General features: G+C 71.7%; 13 protein-coding genes. 7 read left to right on the forward strand and 6 right to left on the reverse strand.

Annotated features, from left to right (window positions below; all coding sequences use genetic code 11):
• A partial coding sequence (locus AWQ70_RS35565) for a DUF222 domain-containing protein (RefSeq protein WP_157530853.1) occupies positions 1-359 on the reverse strand: 359 nt, incomplete at its 3' end.
• A 462-nt stretch (positions 360-821) separates the two neighbouring features.
• On the opposite strand from AWQ70_RS35565, the gene AWQ70_RS35570 reads away from it, so the two are divergent.
• Entirely contained in the window at positions 822-1220 is a 399-nt protein-coding gene (locus tag AWQ70_RS35570) for a hypothetical protein (protein ID WP_067186342.1), read from the forward strand.
• Positions 1221-2402: 1182 nt separating this feature from the next.
• On the opposite strand, the gene AWQ70_RS35575 is transcribed toward AWQ70_RS35570, so the two are convergent.
• From AWQ70_RS35575 to AWQ70_RS35595, 5 genes are all read right to left on the reverse strand, one after another.
• Positions 2403-3449, reverse strand: coding sequence for an amidohydrolase family protein (locus AWQ70_RS35575; protein WP_067186344.1), 1047 nt, complete (start codon positions 3447-3449; stop codon positions 2403-2405).
• A gap of 241 nt (positions 3450-3690) precedes the next feature.
• A complete protein-coding gene (locus tag AWQ70_RS35580) occupies positions 3691-4497 on the reverse strand; it encodes a hypothetical protein (protein ID WP_245647308.1) in 807 nt (268 codons plus the stop codon).
• Between the two features lie 688 nt (positions 4498-5185).
• On the reverse strand, positions 5186-6448 hold the full coding sequence (locus tag AWQ70_RS35585; protein WP_067186346.1) for a DUF4437 domain-containing protein: 1263 nt from the start codon (positions 6446-6448) through the stop codon (positions 5186-5188).
• Between the two features lie 98 nt (positions 6449-6546).
• The gene (locus AWQ70_RS35590) at positions 6547-8094 is read right to left on the reverse strand and encodes a class I adenylate-forming enzyme family protein (protein WP_067186349.1); all 1548 of its coding nucleotides are present in this window, start codon (positions 8092-8094) and stop codon (positions 6547-6549) included.
• Positions 8095-8193: 99 nt separating this feature from the next.
• Positions 8194-9165, reverse strand: coding sequence for a VOC family protein (locus AWQ70_RS35595; protein ID WP_067186351.1), 972 nt, complete (start codon positions 9163-9165; stop codon positions 8194-8196).
• 139 nt (positions 9166-9304) lie between these two features.
• On the opposite strand from AWQ70_RS35595, the gene AWQ70_RS35600 reads away from it, so the two are divergent.
• The 6 genes from AWQ70_RS35600 (at position 9305) to AWQ70_RS35625 (ending at position 15427) form a co-directional block, all read left to right on the forward strand.
• Entirely contained in the window at positions 9305-9754 is a 450-nt protein-coding gene (locus AWQ70_RS35600) for a DUF3598 family protein (protein ID WP_067186353.1), read from the forward strand.
• Between the two features lie 176 nt (positions 9755-9930).
• A complete protein-coding gene (locus tag AWQ70_RS35605) occupies positions 9931-10899 on the forward strand; it encodes an ABC transporter permease (RefSeq protein WP_067186355.1) in 969 nt (322 codons plus the stop codon).
• Between the two features lie 7 nt (positions 10900-10906).
• Positions 10907-11800, forward strand: coding sequence for an ABC transporter permease (locus AWQ70_RS35610; RefSeq protein WP_169808795.1), 894 nt, complete (start codon positions 10907-10909; stop codon positions 11798-11800).
• A 47-nt stretch (positions 11801-11847) separates the two neighbouring features.
• Positions 11848-13431: an ABC transporter substrate-binding protein gene (locus tag AWQ70_RS35615; RefSeq protein WP_067186360.1), complete on the forward strand. Its 1584-nt coding sequence runs from the start codon at positions 11848-11850 to the stop codon at positions 13429-13431.
• Positions 13431-14489, forward strand: coding sequence for an ABC transporter ATP-binding protein (locus AWQ70_RS35620; RefSeq protein WP_084518171.1), 1059 nt, complete (start codon positions 13431-13433; stop codon positions 14487-14489). Before AWQ70_RS35615 ends, AWQ70_RS35620 begins: the two co-directional genes overlap by 1 nt.
• Positions 14486-15427 (forward strand): oligopeptide/dipeptide ABC transporter ATP-binding protein, encoded by a 942-nt coding sequence (locus AWQ70_RS35625; protein WP_067186363.1) that lies wholly within the window; start codon positions 14486-14488, stop codon positions 15425-15427. Before AWQ70_RS35620 ends, AWQ70_RS35625 begins: the two co-directional genes overlap by 4 nt.
• The last annotated feature ends 86 nt before the right edge of the window (positions 15428-15513 follow it).

The following is a 15513-nucleotide window of genomic DNA, read 5'->3' on the forward strand; positions in this document are numbered from 1 at the left end:
ACGTCCTCCACCGTCGAGGCGGGCGCGTCCGCCAGGTTGAGGAGGATCGGCTCCGCCAGTACGGTCTCGGTGTCGTCCAGATGACGGGCGGCGGAGGTGATCGCCGTCGCGTACCCGTAGGAGAGACTGCCTGCAGCGAGCCGGGCGGCAACGCTCGGCAGACGCGACAACTGCCGCGACAAGGTGACGCGCTCCCCGGCCCGCGCGGAGCGGGAGCCGGTCGCCGCCGCCAGCCATGACCCGATCGAACGCCGTCCGAACAGTTGGTGGCCTTTGCCGGCCTCGGCTATCCGCAGCCGCGCTGCCAGTGCTGCTTCGGCGAGATCGATCACCCGGGCCAGCGCGACGATCTCCGCCATCGCCACCTCAACATCGGTCTCGGCCTCGCCCGGAGAGCCTCCCGGTACAGCTCCCGGCGCAGCCCCTGACGCAGTTCTCGGCGCATGCTCGGGCGCAGCCCCCGACGCAGCCCCTGACGCAGCCTCGGGCGGAGCCCCCGACGACGCAGCACGTGAGGCGTCCCCCGACCATGCGGCCCCCGGCCCCGACGCGTTCCACGACGCGCCCCTGAGACCGGGTGTGGCGGCGGTGGCGGCGATCCGCTCGACGCAGGCGAGCAGGTCCCGGACGGCAGGCCCGGCCAACGCCGGGTCGGGCCAGTCACCCGCCCGGGCATCCACATCCCTACCGTCACCATCAGACGCAGCCTCCCGGCCGGCACCGGACTGCCCCTCCCGGCTCGCACCGGTCTGAGCGTCTCGGCCCGCAGAGGGCTGAGTCTCCTGACCCTCACCCGCCTGACCCCGGCCCCGATCCCGCTCGTGATCGTCACGCCAGCCCTCGACACGGTCCCGCCACTCGCCGCCGCTGTGCTCGCTGTCCTGCTGCCCATCAACCCGCTGCCCCCGGTCCCCGCCCCGTCGCCCGCCGTCCCACTGACCGCGGTCCCGGCCGCCGCGCCGGGCAGAGGCAACCGCCGATCGCTGGTCGGAGGCAGGGCGACGCCCCTGCCAGATGCCATCCCAGGCCGAAAGGCCACCATCGTCATCTTGTGGACACCAGCGCTCGTCCCGGCGCTCGTCCCGGCGCTCGTCCCGGTGCTCGTCGCGGCCGTCGGTTCCCGCCCCCGCCCCCGCCCCCGGATCGGCCGTCCCGCCATCGAACACTGCAGCACCGGTACCGCGCCCTGGAGCACCGGGGCGAACAGCATCCAGCCCTGAGAAACCGAGCGCGGCGGTAGCGGGGCCGGTCGGCGCTGACGGCCGCACTCCACGAGACGGCCCCTGGCCTTCTGCCGGCTCAGCGATGCCCATCAGCCGCCTCGCCCAGGACAACGCATCGTCCCACTCGCCGCGCTCAGACCTGGCGGTGCCGTCCGAGGCCGGATCGAACAAGGACCAGCCCGGCGACGGCACACCGCCACCCTGTCCACCGCTCAGCCTCCCGCTCTGCCTATCGCCCGGCCTCCCATCGGGCCGGGCCACGGTGGATTGCATGGGCTCGAAACGGCGGACATCCGGAGAAGCGGTCTCACCGGGAGCACAGGTGGGGTGAGCCGGAACAGGCGTGCCGACGCGGGTGCGGGTGCGGGCACGGGCGCGATCGAGCAGCACGGCACCGTAGGAGTCGCCGGCGAAGGGGCGGGACCCGTTCAGCGGCTTGTGCCGACGGTGCGACTCCCATCGGGAGGACGTTGACAGCGGGCCGGCGGAGCGCACTGACGGCGAGTCACCGGATCGGCCTGAAAGCAGCACGCCGCCAGAAACAATCATCGGATGTGCCTCCCTTCACGCTCTGATGACGCGGCCTGCCGCCAATATATCGCTCATACGTTCTATTGTCAACGCAGAGTAATCACACATGTGCGTTTTGTCGCGAAGATGATGGGAGTCCTGTTGGGGAGAGTTCAAGATCTCCATGCTGGTCGACGATCTGGGCGATCAGGCTCTGTAGGGAGTCCGTCGTTCCTCTTGCCGGGGCCTGCCCGGGACCTGTGTTCGTTGAGCTGCTCCCCTTGATGCCGGAAGGGGAGTGGAGTGGCCCCGCACGTCCTGGATGTACTGCCCGAGCAGGTTGGTGATGCCGCTGATGGGGCCCCGGCCTTATATGCGGTGGGGATGACAGGCGAGGCGACCGCCGGCGATTGAACTGGTTACAAAGGTGGGGCTTTCATGGCTCGGTGTATAGCGGCCAAATCGCAGCACCGACCAGAAAGCCCTCAATACCGTCCCGTAACGCCCGGCTGAGCGAAACCGCACGCCCCGCTGCCTCATTGACGATGAATGGGCTTACGCCCGCCCCTACAGCTCAGAGGCCGAACGCCGTGCCGCCCTCTGCCCCCCGGCTGCACATGTACGAGCATCACCGCGGCACCAGGGTCCGTTGTCAATGCCCGCCGCGCTTCACCGGACGACCCGGCCGCGCAGGATGATCCGGCTCGGGTGAGGCAGGGCCCGCGGGTCCAGCAACGGGTCGGTGTCGTAGGCGATGAGATCGGCGGGGGCGCCGTCGATCAGGCCCGGCAGGCCGAGCCAGGAGCGCGCGCCCCAGGAGGCCGCCGCGAGCGCCGCCTCGGCGGGCAGTCCGGCCCGGTGCAGCCAGGCCACCTCGCCCGCGACCGTGCCGCAGGGGTGGCTGTCTGTGCCGGCGAGTACGGTGACCCCGGCCTCGTGGGCGGCACGCGCGACACCCGGCGCCGCCTCCCACCCGGCGATCCACCAACTCCTTGTGGGCGTGGGTTCCGACGCGTACCGTCCCTTCGCGCTCGCCGCGAACACCGAGAGCGTGGGCACGAGAGCGGTGCCCTGTGCCGCCATCCGGTCGAGCAGGTCCGGATGGAGGTGCATGCCGTGCTCCAGGCTGTCGACCCCGGCCAGCACCGCGTTGCGGCTGCCCTCGGCGGTCTGGCAGTGGACGGCGACCTTGCCGCCTACGGCGTGCACCGCCTCGACGGTGGCCGCCAGCACCTCCAACGGCACCGAGGGATCGTCCCACCGCCAGTCGCCGATGACCTTGCACCAGCCGCCCGAGGCCCGCGCCTCCTCGACTGCCGCCGTCACCAACTCGTCCAGCGGGACGTCTCGCCCGAAGCCGGGGAAGAACCGGCCGGGGGTGGCCAGCCAACGCCCCGCCGAGCGGACCCGTGGAAGCTCGGCGTCGTCGTCCACCCAGGCGGGCATGCGGGCGGCTGTGCCCGGCGTCCGTACGAGAAGGACGCCCGCTTCGCGGTGATCGAGCAGATCCTTTCGCAGCAGTCCGTCGTCGAAGGGGACTTCCAGGGAGTCCGTGCCGGGGTGGGTATGGGTGTCGACGAGTCCCGGAAGCAGCCAGCCTCCGTCCACCACCGTCTCGGCACCCGCGACCGGATCGGTGCGCAGTACGTCCCCGTCGATCCAGAAAGTCCGCACTTCCCGGTCGGGCAGCACGACACCTCGCACGCGCAGAGCCATGCTCGCACTCTCCTGTTCGTCTGAGTGTCACGGGCCGCCGCACGATGATGTCATGATCCCCGCGACGTCCCAGACATGGCCGAAGGCCGAAGCCCTCGCCGCCCGCGTGGCGTCGTCCGCGTCCGAGAGAAGGGGGCCGCGCGGCGGGGGCGGTGGAAGGCCGGAAGGGTGGGCACCGCCCGCGTCCGACGGAGAAGGGCCACGCGGCGGCGGGCGGTCGCCCGGAGCGGGGTGTCCGGGATCAGCCGAAGGCGGTGGTGCCGGGCTTGACGACGCCGAGGAACGCGGCCACGAGGACGAGGAACCAGATCGCGTAGACGTACGGCAGGCAGGAGCGTACGGAGTGCCGGATCTGCTGCTCGACCTCGGGGGAGGAACCCTCGGTCACCAGCTTGCCGAAGGCGGGGCCGAACGGGCTGAGCCGCCGGCGGATCATCACGCCGGACAGGATGCACAGCGCGTACGCGGCGACCTTGGCGGCCAGCCACTTCGGGTTGGTGGTGACGCCGAAGGGCTCGGCGGTGAAGAAGACGTAGCCGGCGCCGGCGAGCAACACGACGGACAGGCCGTACCGGACGACGAGGTCCAGCTTCTGCACCACCTTGCCGAGCTGGGTCGCGCCGCGGGTGTAGTCGTAGACGACCAGCCCCAGCCAGCACAGCGCGGCCAGCCAGGCCAGGGCGACCAGCCAGCCGGGGAAGACGTCCTCGCCGAACGGGCTGAGCGACATGAGGGTCACGCCACTCGGCAGGAAGAGGACCAGGCAGATCCTGGGCGCCATGTCCACGGCGTGCATGATCTTGGCGGCGACCGAGCGGGCCGGCGTGGGCAGTTCGGAGCGGAGGATGAACCGGCTGGAGTAGAAGACGCCGATGTCGCTCCCGAGCCAGTACACGAAGAGGACGATGTGCAGCAGGATCGCCAGGCTGTACGCGTTGAGGCCGTGGACGGGCGCCATGGGCGCGGTGGGCGACAAAGCGGTGGGCAGGGCGGTGGGCAGGGCGGTGGACAAGGCCGGGGACAGGGCGGGGAACAGGGTGAGGGGCACGAGGGCACTCCCGGAAGAGATGACCGTGACCGGATCACCGGGGGAGCGTCTGACGAATGCCGCCCGTCGCGAGTGCGGACCCGGTGGTCACGACGGTCACCCGCCGGGCCCGGAGGCCCCATCGGCCCGACATCCCGCGCAGGGTCCCCGGTCCCAGACACGACGGTCCCGCTGACCGGGAGCCGGCGGAGCCGTCCTGTCGGCTCGGTGCCACTTGAACCGTCCTGCCGGCCCGGCGCCACTGGAACCGTCCTGCCGACCCGGCGCCACCGGAACCCTCCTGTCGGCCCGGTGCCGCCGGCGTGAAGATCCCGCGTGCCGAGGGGCCGCTGGACGAAGGCGATCCGGCGAAGCCGAACGGGGGACGGAGCTCCGGCCGGCAGGTCCCGGACCCGCGGGAACTCCGCACAAGACTGGGAGTTCCCGCGGGCGGGGCGACAAGCAGGTCGGGTGAGCCGGTGGCGTGAGGCGGTGCGGTGGGGGGGTGGGGTGAGCCGGTGGCGTGAGGCGATGGGTGAGCCGGTGGCGTGACGCGGTGCGGTGAGGCGGTGCGGTGAGGCGATGGGGTGAGCCGGTGCGGCGCCGTGTGGGCCGTGCGCGGCGGGGCATGGTGGGTCAGACGCGCACCCGGTGCCCGGACACGTGGTCGCGTGGTTCTGGGCGGATGAGGTGCGTGGGGGTGGGACGGCTACATGCCGTCGCCGTCCCACCGGCCGCGGGACCGGCTGCGGACGGGGAGGGTGGAGATGATGGGCGCCGGGATGTGGTCGCCCTGCTTCCACGGCCGTCCCGTGGCCCAGTTGTGCGCGCCCGCGTCGGTGCGCTCGTCGGCGTGCTCCAGGGAGGCGGGGTCGGCGCCCCAGTCGAACGCCGGCGCGTCGTGCCCGTGGTCGTGCCCGTGCCCGTGCGCGTGGTCGTGCCCGTGCGCGTGGGAATGGCCGTGGTCGCCGTGGCCGCCCTGGAGGTTGGCGGCGTCCAGGGCCTTGGCGATGGCGATCAGGCTCTTGTCGACGCCCTGGCCGTGCTGCACGTACTCGGCGTCGGGCTCGCCCTGGTCACGCTGGAACTGCCAGGAGGCGGTGAGGTCGGCGATGTCCTTCTCGGTGCGCCAGGTGGGGCCGGAGCCGAGGTCGTGTGTGGACTGCGACCAGCGCATGCGGCCGCCGTTCGGGCCGTAGTTGACCGCCTCGCCGCCCCAGCGCAGCCATTCGTTCTGGGTGTACCAGTTCTGCAGCTCGCCGTCGGAGCGCAGCAGCCAGGTCGCGCCGCCCTCCATGGTGGTGAAGTGGCCGTGCTTGACGCGGGCGGGCCGGAAGAAGTACGTGCCCAGGTCCAGGGTGCCGAAGTTGTACTCCATGTGGCCCTGGGTGGTGTACGCCTCCTCGTAGCAGGGGTGGTGGGCCAGCCGGTGGTCGGCCCAGCCCTCCTGCGCGTGCACGAGGCGGGTGTAGAAGCCGGTGACCGGGTCCACGTGCAGGTACTTGATGAAGAGGCCGGGCATGGGGCCGGGGTTCGGCACCGCGTCCCAGTCCATGGCCTCGCTGTCGATGACGATGACGTCCTCGCGGGCGCCGTCCCAGCGCGGCGCGTTCAGGTTGTCGACGCGGTCGAAGCCCGCGTCGCCGTACTCGCGGTAGTGCAGGATCCGGGTGCCCTCGGCGAAGGTGATCGCGTCGGTCGGCACGCCCTTGGGGGCGTAGACGTAGCCGCCCTTGCCGATCTCGCGCCCGCCGTACGTCATCGAGCCCTCGAGCACGTAGTACTCGGTGTTCGCGTGGTGGATGCCCGGACCGCGGCCCCAGCCGGTGTGGAAGTCGATCCGGAGCGAGGAGGAGCCGTCCTCCTCGTCCACCGAGAGCCTGCGCTCACTGGCCCGCCCCTCGCCACCGACGAGCTCGGCGCCGTGCCATACGTAGTCGTCTTCCTGGATCAGCTCGACATGGGGACGCACTGTGATGTCCTTCCGGTGGGCTCGACGCTGTGTTCCGTTATGTGAAACGGCGTTTCCGTGTATTGGAGGTTAATTGTCTGAGGTTTGAGGGTCAAGGGTCAGGACGCTCCGGTCTTCGGCCGCAGATCGCGCTTGACGATCTTCCCGGCCGCGTTCCTGGGGAGCGCGTCGACGACCTCCCATCGCCTGGGCACCTTGTAGCCCGCCAGGCTGGTGCGGCAGTGCGCCTCCAGCCGGGCGGCCAGGTCGTCCGAGGCGTCGCCGCCGCGGAGCACGACGTACGCCATGACCTCCTCGCCCCAGGTCTCGGAGGGCGCGCCGACCACGGCGGCCTCGGCGACGGAGGCGTGCGCGGCCAGCACGTCCTCGATCTCGCGCGGGTACACGTTGAGCCCGCCTGAGATGATCATGTCCTTCTTCCTGTCGACGATGTGGACGTAACCCTCCTCGTCGCGGATCACGATGTCGCCGCAGGTGAGGAAGCCGTCGTCCGTGGTGCACGCGGCCGTCGCCTCGGGGTCGCCGAGATAGCCGTTCATGAGGAACGGGGACCGGCTGAACAGCTCGCCCGGCTGCCCCGGGCCGACCGGGTTCCCGTCCGGGTCGACGATCCGCAGCTCCGTCATGTACCAGGCGTGGCCGACCGAGCCGGGCTTGCGGTGCTGGTCCACCGGGCGGAGGTTGGTGACGATGCCCGCCTCGGTGGATCCGTACAGCTCGTGCACGCCGCGGCCCGGGAACGTCTCCATGACCCACTGCTTGAGCGGCCAGGGCAGCGCGGCGGCGTTGAAGTACAACGTGTCCAGGCTGCCGAGGTCCCTGGCCGCGAGCGCCGCGCCGTCCAGCGCGCGGAGCATCTGCGCGTGCGTCGGCACCAGGAACGCGGACTGCGCGCGGTCGCGCTCCACGAGGTGGAGCAGCGCCTCGGGATCCCATTTGCGGAGCATCGTCACCGTGCCGCCGGTGTACACGGGGGCGTACCCGAAGGCGAAGCCGGCGCCGTGGTACATCGGGGCGACCGCGACGGACACCCGGCCGTTGCCGAGTCCCCACTCCATCGCCGAGCAGTAGAACGTGAGGGACCTGCTCCGGTGGCTGATCAGCACGCCCTTGGGCCGCCCGGTCGTGCCCGAGGTGTAGGTGACGCAGAACGGGTCGAGCTCGTCCACCGGCACCGCCGGGTCCACCGCCCGCGCGCCGGCCAGCGCCTCCTCGTACGGGAGTCCGGCCTGGACGCCGTCGATGGAGAGCGCGAGGAGCCTCAGCTCCTCGATCGCGTCGCCCACGACGGGGGCGAGCGCGTCGTCCAGGACGACGGCCCGCGCCTCCGAGTGCTCCAGGATGTACCGCGCCTCGGACGGGGTGAGCCGGGGGTTGAGCGGGACCATGACCAGGCCCGCCTTGGCGATCCCGGCGGCGATCTCGGGGTATTCGAGCCGGTTGCCGAGCAGCACCGCTACCCGCAGACCGGGGGTGAGGCCGCGGGCGAGGAGCGCGGCGGCCAGGCGGTTGGAACGTTCGTCGAGCGCGGCGTAGGTGAGGGTGCGGTCGCCGTCGATGACGGCGGTCGCCCCCGGGGTGGCGCGGGCGAACTCGCGTACGCCGCCCGCGATCGACAGAGGGGCGCCTCCACGATGGACGGGCATGCTACTTCCTTCCCTGCGGCCGTCGCCGCTTTGACGTAAGCGATATATCCGAAATAACCGGCATTTTGGGACGAGGTCTCACTGCGAGGGACAGGACGGTCAGCCGCGGGGCTGCCAGAGCGTGACGGAGACGCCGTTCGGGGTGTCGGCGGAGGCGACGACGGCGCGCCCGTGCAGCGGGTCGTCGGTCTCCACCGGGCCGGACAACACCCGCCCGCCCGTCCTGCGCACGCTCTCCAGCGCGGCAGGGAGGTCCCGGGTGCGTACGGACCACCCGCTGTGGCCGAGCGAGCGGGCCGGACGCTGCGCCGCCCGCCGGTCCACGCGGTGCCCGCCCGCGGCGGAGGTGACCTCGATCCGCGCCGTCTTCTCCCCGGCCAGGAACGCGAGGCGCATACGCGTGCCGTCCGGCAGCCCGGCGACCTTGTCGAACCCGGGGGAGGAGAACACCACGTCGTACCAGACGGCCATCCCCAGGCCGTCCGGCCCCCAGAACACGATCTCCGCGTCCGGGTCGGGGACGTGGCAGACGACCGACGTCAGCTCCGTGTACGGCCGGTCCGGGTCGGCCGCCCACGCCTCGGTGCCGCGCACCGCGGCGGGCTGGACGAAGACCACGACCGTCCCGTCCGGGGCGGGGCACACGCCCTGCGTCACCTCGACCTCGCGCTCGCCGACCGCGACGCCGTACGTGGTGGGCGGGGTGGCCCAGGTGTGCCCGGCCCGGCCCAGCTCGGCGTGCGCCGCCTCGATGTCGCGCGCGTACATGTCGATCCCGACCAGGCCGACGTCGAGGTTGTGCGGCGCCTCGGCGGGCGCGACCGGATCGGGGACGCGCACCAGGTGGATCCGCCCGGTCCCGGCGCCGGCGGCGGCGAGCGCGACCACCTCGACGTCGGCCGCGCCCGACCCCCACAACGTTCCCGCGACCGCCGCGGGGACGACGCCCTCGCCGGCCACCTGGTAGCCGAGCCGGCCGGCGAAGAAGTCCAGGTGGGGGCCGAAGTCGGTGACGCCGACGATCGCGGCGGTGATGCCCTCGACCAGCGGCTGCGGGGTGTTCTCGGTCACGGCGAATCCTTCGAAGCGAGTTTGTTCCTTGTATCGGAACACTGTTCCATTGGGGCTGAGATCACGCTAGGCTCGCCGCCGACGGCCTGTCAACGGTCCGTCTTCCCACCCACCGACCACCCGTGACCAGGGAGGACCCATGCGCGCAGCGCTTTCCGGGATGCCGATCATCGCCAAACACCTCGGTGAATGGCGGGGCGAGTACGTCCACATCGACGCCGACGGGGCCGTCGTGGACCGCCACGCGTCCCACCTGTACTGCCGCGTGCCGGAGGACGGTTCGTACGACATCCTCCAGACGAACACCTACACCTGGGCCGACGGGCGGCAGGAGTCGTTCGACTTCGGCGGCACGCTCGACGAGAACGGCGTCTGCCACTTCGACACCGACCGCATCGTCGGCGAGATGAGCCAGGTGGACGACCAGACGATCGTGCTGACCTGGTCGTACAAGAACGACCCGGACAACTACCTGTACGAGCTGATCCAGCTCTCCCGCGACGGCATGCACAAGTGCCGCACCTGGCAGTGGATGGACGGCGACCGCCTGGTCAAGCGCACCGTGATCAACGAGAACAAGGTCGCCTGACCTCCGCCCTTCCGGGTTCCGTACGCCCGCGTCCCTGGCAGGGCACCCCCAGGGCGCGGCGGCCTCCCCACCCGCGCGCCGCCCCGCGCGCCTCTCCCTCCGCCCACGGACACCGCGCTCCATCCGTCGGAGCGCGTGATCCCGCAGCGCCCCCATTCCGCAAATGAGGACCCGGGATGCTTCGATATGTCGGACGTCGGGTCGCCGGCCTCGCGCTGGTCCTGCTCATCGTCCTGACCCTCGTCTTCTTCATGCTCAGGGCCGCCCCCGGCGGGCCGGTCGACGCCTATCTGGGCATGAACCCCACTCCCGAGAAACGGGCCGAGGTCGAGCACCGCTTCGGTCTCGACCAGCCCGTCTGGGTGCAGTACGTCAAGTTCCTCGGCAACCTCGTCTCCGGAGACCTCGGCAACTCGCTCTTCAGCGACCGGCCCGTGAGCGCCATCATCGGGGAGCGGCTGCCCGTCACCCTCGAACTCAGCCTCGCCGCCTTCGCCTTCTGGGTCGTCGTCGGCCTGGCCGCCGGCGCGCTGGCCGCCCGCAGGCGCGACTCGTTCACGGACGGCGTCGTGCGCGTGGTCAGCGTCGTGGCGCTGTCGATCCCGAGCTTCTGGCTCGCGCTCGTCCTGGTCGTCGTCTTCGGGCTCTACATCAAGGGAGTCCTGCCGTCGAGCGGCTGGGTGCCGTTCGCCCGGGATCCGTGGGACAACCTGCGCGGCGTGGTGCTGCCGGCCTTCGCCCTCGGCCTCGGCTCCGGCGCGATCATCGCGCGCACGCTGCGCGCCTCGATGATCGAGACGGCCCAGGCCGACTACGTCTCCTTCGCCCGCGCGATGGGGATGAGCGAGCGGCGCGTCCTGCGCGCGGTCACGCTGCGCAACGCGATCATCCCGACGGTCACCGTCATCGGGCTCATGCTCGGGGTCTTCGTCAGCGGCACCGTGCTCGTCGAGAACGTGTTCAACATCCCCGGCATCGGCCAGACCATCGTCGGCGCGTTCCGCCAGCACGACTATCCGCTGGCCATCGCCTGCACGCTGATCACCGCCTCGGTGTTCCTCGTCGCCAACCTGGTCGTCGACCTCCTCTACTTCGTGCTCAACCCCCGGATACGCGCCGGGTTCCTGAACGGGACGGCCCGCTGACATGGTGATGACCCGAGTGCTCCCGGGCGCGCGCGCCGCTCGTCGCCGCCCGCGCCTGCCGCGGATGTCCGCGCTGACCTGGATCGGCCTGGTCCTGCTGCTGCTGTTCCTGCTGCTGGCCGTCGCCGGTCCGATCATCGCGGGCGACTCGACCGTACGGACGGGCGACACCCTCGCCGCCCCGGGCGCCGGGCACCTGTTCGGCACCGACCACCTCCAGCGGGACCTGTTCGCCCGCACGGCCGAGGGCGCACGGGTGTCCCTGCTGGTCGCCGTGGCGGGCGTCGGATTCGGCCTCGTGGTCGCGGTGCCCGCCGGGCTGGTGGCCGGGTACTACGGCGGGCGCTGGCCGGACGACGTGATCATGCGGATCCTGGAGGCGCTCCAGGCGCTGCCGCTGTTCGTCTTCGCGCTCTTCGTCATCGGCGTCACCGGGACCGGCGACTCCGAGATCGGCCCCGTCACCCTCACCTCGACCGCCAAGGTCGTGCTGCTCCTCGGCGTCGGCTTCATCCCGTACTTCGCCCGGGTGACCCGGTCGGCGACGCTCGTCGAGGTGCAGGAGGACTACGTGAACGCGCTGCGGGTGATCGGGGTCCCCCGATGGCGCGTCGTCGGCGGCGAGATCCTCGTCAACGTGCTCCCGCCGGTCCTGGTCCAGGCGTTCCTGTGGGTCGGCGTCGCCGTCTTCGCGGAGAGCGCCCTCAGCTTCCTCGGCCTCGGGATCCAGCCGCCCCAGCCCAGCCTGGGCAACATCCTCGGCGACGCGACCGGCTACATGCTGCTCGGCGCGTGGTGGTACTCGATCATCCCGGGCCTGGTCATCCTGGCCGCCACCATCGGCTTCAACCTCGTCGGCGACGGCCTCGGAGACGCCCTCGACGCCGACGCCCGCCGCTGAGCCCGCCGCCGCGGCTCCGCATCCCCCCACTCCTTTGAGGACACGTGATGACTGACATCTCCCGTTCCACGTTCGACCGCCGCCGGTTCCTGACGATGACCGGCGTGCTCACCGCGGGCGCGCTCGCGCTGGCCGCCTGCGGCACGGACGACGCCGCGACCGGAGGCGCCGCCGGCGACGGCGCGGCCAAGGGGAGCGCGCCGGTCGAGACACTCGCGTTCGGCGTCGTCTCGATCTCCGACTACATGAACCCGCTCACCAACACGTCCAAGCGGGTGCACTGGATCACCGACCCGGTCGTGGAGTCCCTCTACACCTACGACTCCTCGCTGAAGTCCGTCCCGCTGCTGGCCGACGGCGAGCCGGAGATCTCGAAGGACGGCCTGACCTGGACGATCAAGCTCAAGGAGGGCGTCACCCACCACAACGGCGACCCGCTCACCGCCGACGACGTGGTGGCGACCGTCAAGTACGTCACCGACCCCAAGAGCACGAGCGACTGGACGTCCTTCTTCGTCGGCTACGTCAAGGGCGCGGAGGCCGTGGACGAGCGGACCGTGAAGATCACGGTGACCATGCCGCTCGGCGTGCTCCGCTCCCACCTCACGAACCTGCCCATCGTGCACAAGGACTTCGTGAGCCGGACCGACACCACCATGGGCACCGGGCCGTTCAAGATCGACAAGGTGGCCCAGGGGCGGGAGGTCTCGCTCGTGCGCAACGACGCCTACCACGGGACGAAGCCCGCCCTGCGCGGCGTCGTCTTCCAGGCCGTCCCCGACCCGGCCACCCGGCTGGTGAACCTCCGCGAAGGAAAGATCCACATCATGACCGACGTCTCCCCGGAGAGCGTCGGCCTGCTCAAGCAGGACAGCGCGATCAAGGTGCACGAGATCAGCGCGCCCAGCGACCTCATCACGTACTTCGTGACGGACAAGGCGCCCTTCGACGACGTCCGGGTGCGCCGGGCGCTCGCGTACGCGATGGACCGCAAGGGCGTGCGCGACATCGTTTACGGCGGGAGCGCGCAGATCGCCCAGGGCCCGATCGGCCCCGCGGTCGAGGGCCACGACCCCTCCATCCAGCTCTACGGCGAGGGCCCGGACGCCGCGAAGGCCAAGGCGCTGCTCGCCGAGGCGGGCGTGGCCTCCCTGGAGTTCACGCTGATGATCACCGGCGACGCGCTGATGAAGAACATCGGCCAGGTGCTCGCCGAGGGCTGGAAGCAGGCGGGCATCACCTGCACCCTCGACGTCCTCGACTTCAGCCCCTGGGTGAAGAACTGGGCGACCGGCGAGTACCAGATGGCGATGACCTCGTTCGAGAGCGGCTTCGGCGCCGGCCGCACCGCCTTCACGCTGATCGGCCCGATGAGCTCGAAGAACCCGCTGAACTTCGGCTACAAGAACGACGAGGTGGACAAGCTGCTCTCCGAGGCGTGGGCCACCTCCGACGACGCCGAGCGGGCCGACATCTGCAAGAAGATCAACGGCATCCTCGCGAACGACGCCATCATGATGCCGCCCGTCTATCCCCGGCTCATCGTGGCGCAGCGTACGGACATCACCCCGATCGACGAGACGCTCATGGGCGTCAGCCGGGTCGCGATCCCCCCGCTGCGAGCCGTCTGATGGCCGCCGCGCCGGAGACCACCGTGCCGGAGACCACCGTGCCGGATTCCACCGGACCGGACACCACCGGACCGGAGGCCGCCGGGGCGGGCGCGCCCGCCCCGGGCGGCTCCCCGCTGCTGTCCGTACGGGACCTCGCCGTCGCGTTCCGGACCCGGGACGGCGAGGTGCCCGCCGTGCGCGAGGTCTCCTTCGACCTGGCCCGCGGCGAGATCCTCGGCCTGGTCGGCGAGTCGGGGTCGGGCAAGAGCACCATGCTCACCGCGCTCATGCGCATGCTGCCGCGCAACGCCGCGATCACCTCCGGGCGGGTGAGCTTCGACGGCGTCGAGCTGACCGCCCTGCGCGAGAACGGCATGCGCCGGCTGCGCGGCGACCGGATCGGCCTGATCCCGCAGCGGCCGATGACGTCGCTGTCCCCGGCCACCCCCGTCGGCCGCCAGCTCCGCTGGCACCTCGACGGGCTCGACGAGGACGGGCGGCTGCGGGAGCTGCTCGCGGGAGTCGGCCTCGGGGCCGTGCTCGACCGGCTGGACGGCTACCCGTTCGAGTTCTCCGGCGGTCAGCTCCAGCGGCTGCTCATCGCCGTCGCCGCCCTCGGCAAGCGGCCCGACCTGCTGCTCGCCGACGAGCCGACGACGACGCTCGACGCGACCGTGCAGGCGCAGGTGCTGCGGCTGCTGCTGGAGCTGCGCGACCGCATGGGGCTCGCGATGGTGTTCGTCACCCACGACCTCGGCGTGATCTCGCAGGTCAGCGATCGCATCGGGGTCATGTACGCGGGACGGCTGGTCGAGATCGCCCCGGCCGGCGCGCTGTTCGACGCGCCCCGCCACCCGTACACGCGGGCGCTGCTGGAGGCGATCCCCGGCCGGCGCCGCCGGGGCGAGCCGCTGAAGGCCATCCCCGGCACGGTCGCGGGCGCGAACCGGCTCCCCGGATGCCCGTTCGCCCCGCGCTGCGCCGCCGTCGTCGACCGGTGCCACGAGGAGAACCCGGAGGTACGCGAAGTGGGGGAGTCGCTGGTGCGCTGCCATCGGGCGGAGGAGGACCGGTGAGCGCGGTCAGGGCGGAGGACCTGAGGAAGCACTACCGGATCAGGTCCGGGCGCGGCGGCGACCGAGTGGTGCACGCGGTCGACGGCGTCTCGTTCGAGGTGCCCGCCGGCCGAACGCTCGCCATCATCGGTGAGTCCGGCTGCGGCAAGTCCACGATCGCCCGGATGCTGGTCCGGCTGACCGAGCCGACCGGGGGCCGGATCCTCGTCCACGGCCGCGACGGCGTGGACCGGCGGGCGATCCAGCTCGTGTCGCAGAACCCCTGGTCGGCGCTCAACCGGCGCAAGAGCATCCGCCACGCGCTGGAGCAGCCGCTGGCCGTACACGGGCTGCACCCCGGCCGGGCGGCGCGGGCCGCCCGGGTGCGCGAGCTGCTCGGTCTGGTCGGCCTGGACGAGGCGTACCTCGACCGCCGTCCGGGCGGGGTGAGCGGCGGCGAGCTGCAGCGGGTGACCGTCGCCAGGGCGCTGGCCGTCGAGCCGAAGGTCCTCGTGCTGGACGAGCCGACCGCCAGCCTCGACGTCAGCGTCAAGGCGCTGCTGGTCAACCTGCTGCTGGACCTGAAACAGCGCCTCGGCCTCAGCTACGTGCTCATCACGCACGAGATCGACATCGCCCGGCACCTGGCCGACGACGTCGCGGTCATGTACCTCGGCCGGTTCGTCGAGACGGGCGAAGCGGAGCGGGTGTTCGACGCGCCCCGCCACCCGTACACGCGGGCGCTGCTCGCCGCCGTTCCCGCCCCAGGCCGGGAGCCCGCGGAGCCGCTTCCCGGCGAGGTGCCCTCCGCCGTCGCGCCGCCGCCCGGCTGCCGGTTCCACACCCGCTGCCCGCTGGCCCTCGACGCCTGCGCCCGCGCCGTCCCCGCCCTGGAGCCCGTCGCGGACGGCCGGCTACTGGCGTGCCTGCGCGCGGACGAGCCGCCGTCGCCCCGCTGAAAGCGCGTCGAGCGGCCCGAGCCCACCGAGCCCGATCATCCGACCCCGATCAACCAGCCCGATCAACCAGCCCGATCAGCGAGCCC

Origin of the sequence: Microtetraspora niveoalba (genome assembly GCF_001570405.1) — a bacterium.
GTDB classification, from domain to species: Bacteria; Actinomycetota; Actinomycetes; order Streptosporangiales; family Streptosporangiaceae; genus Microtetraspora; species Microtetraspora niveoalba.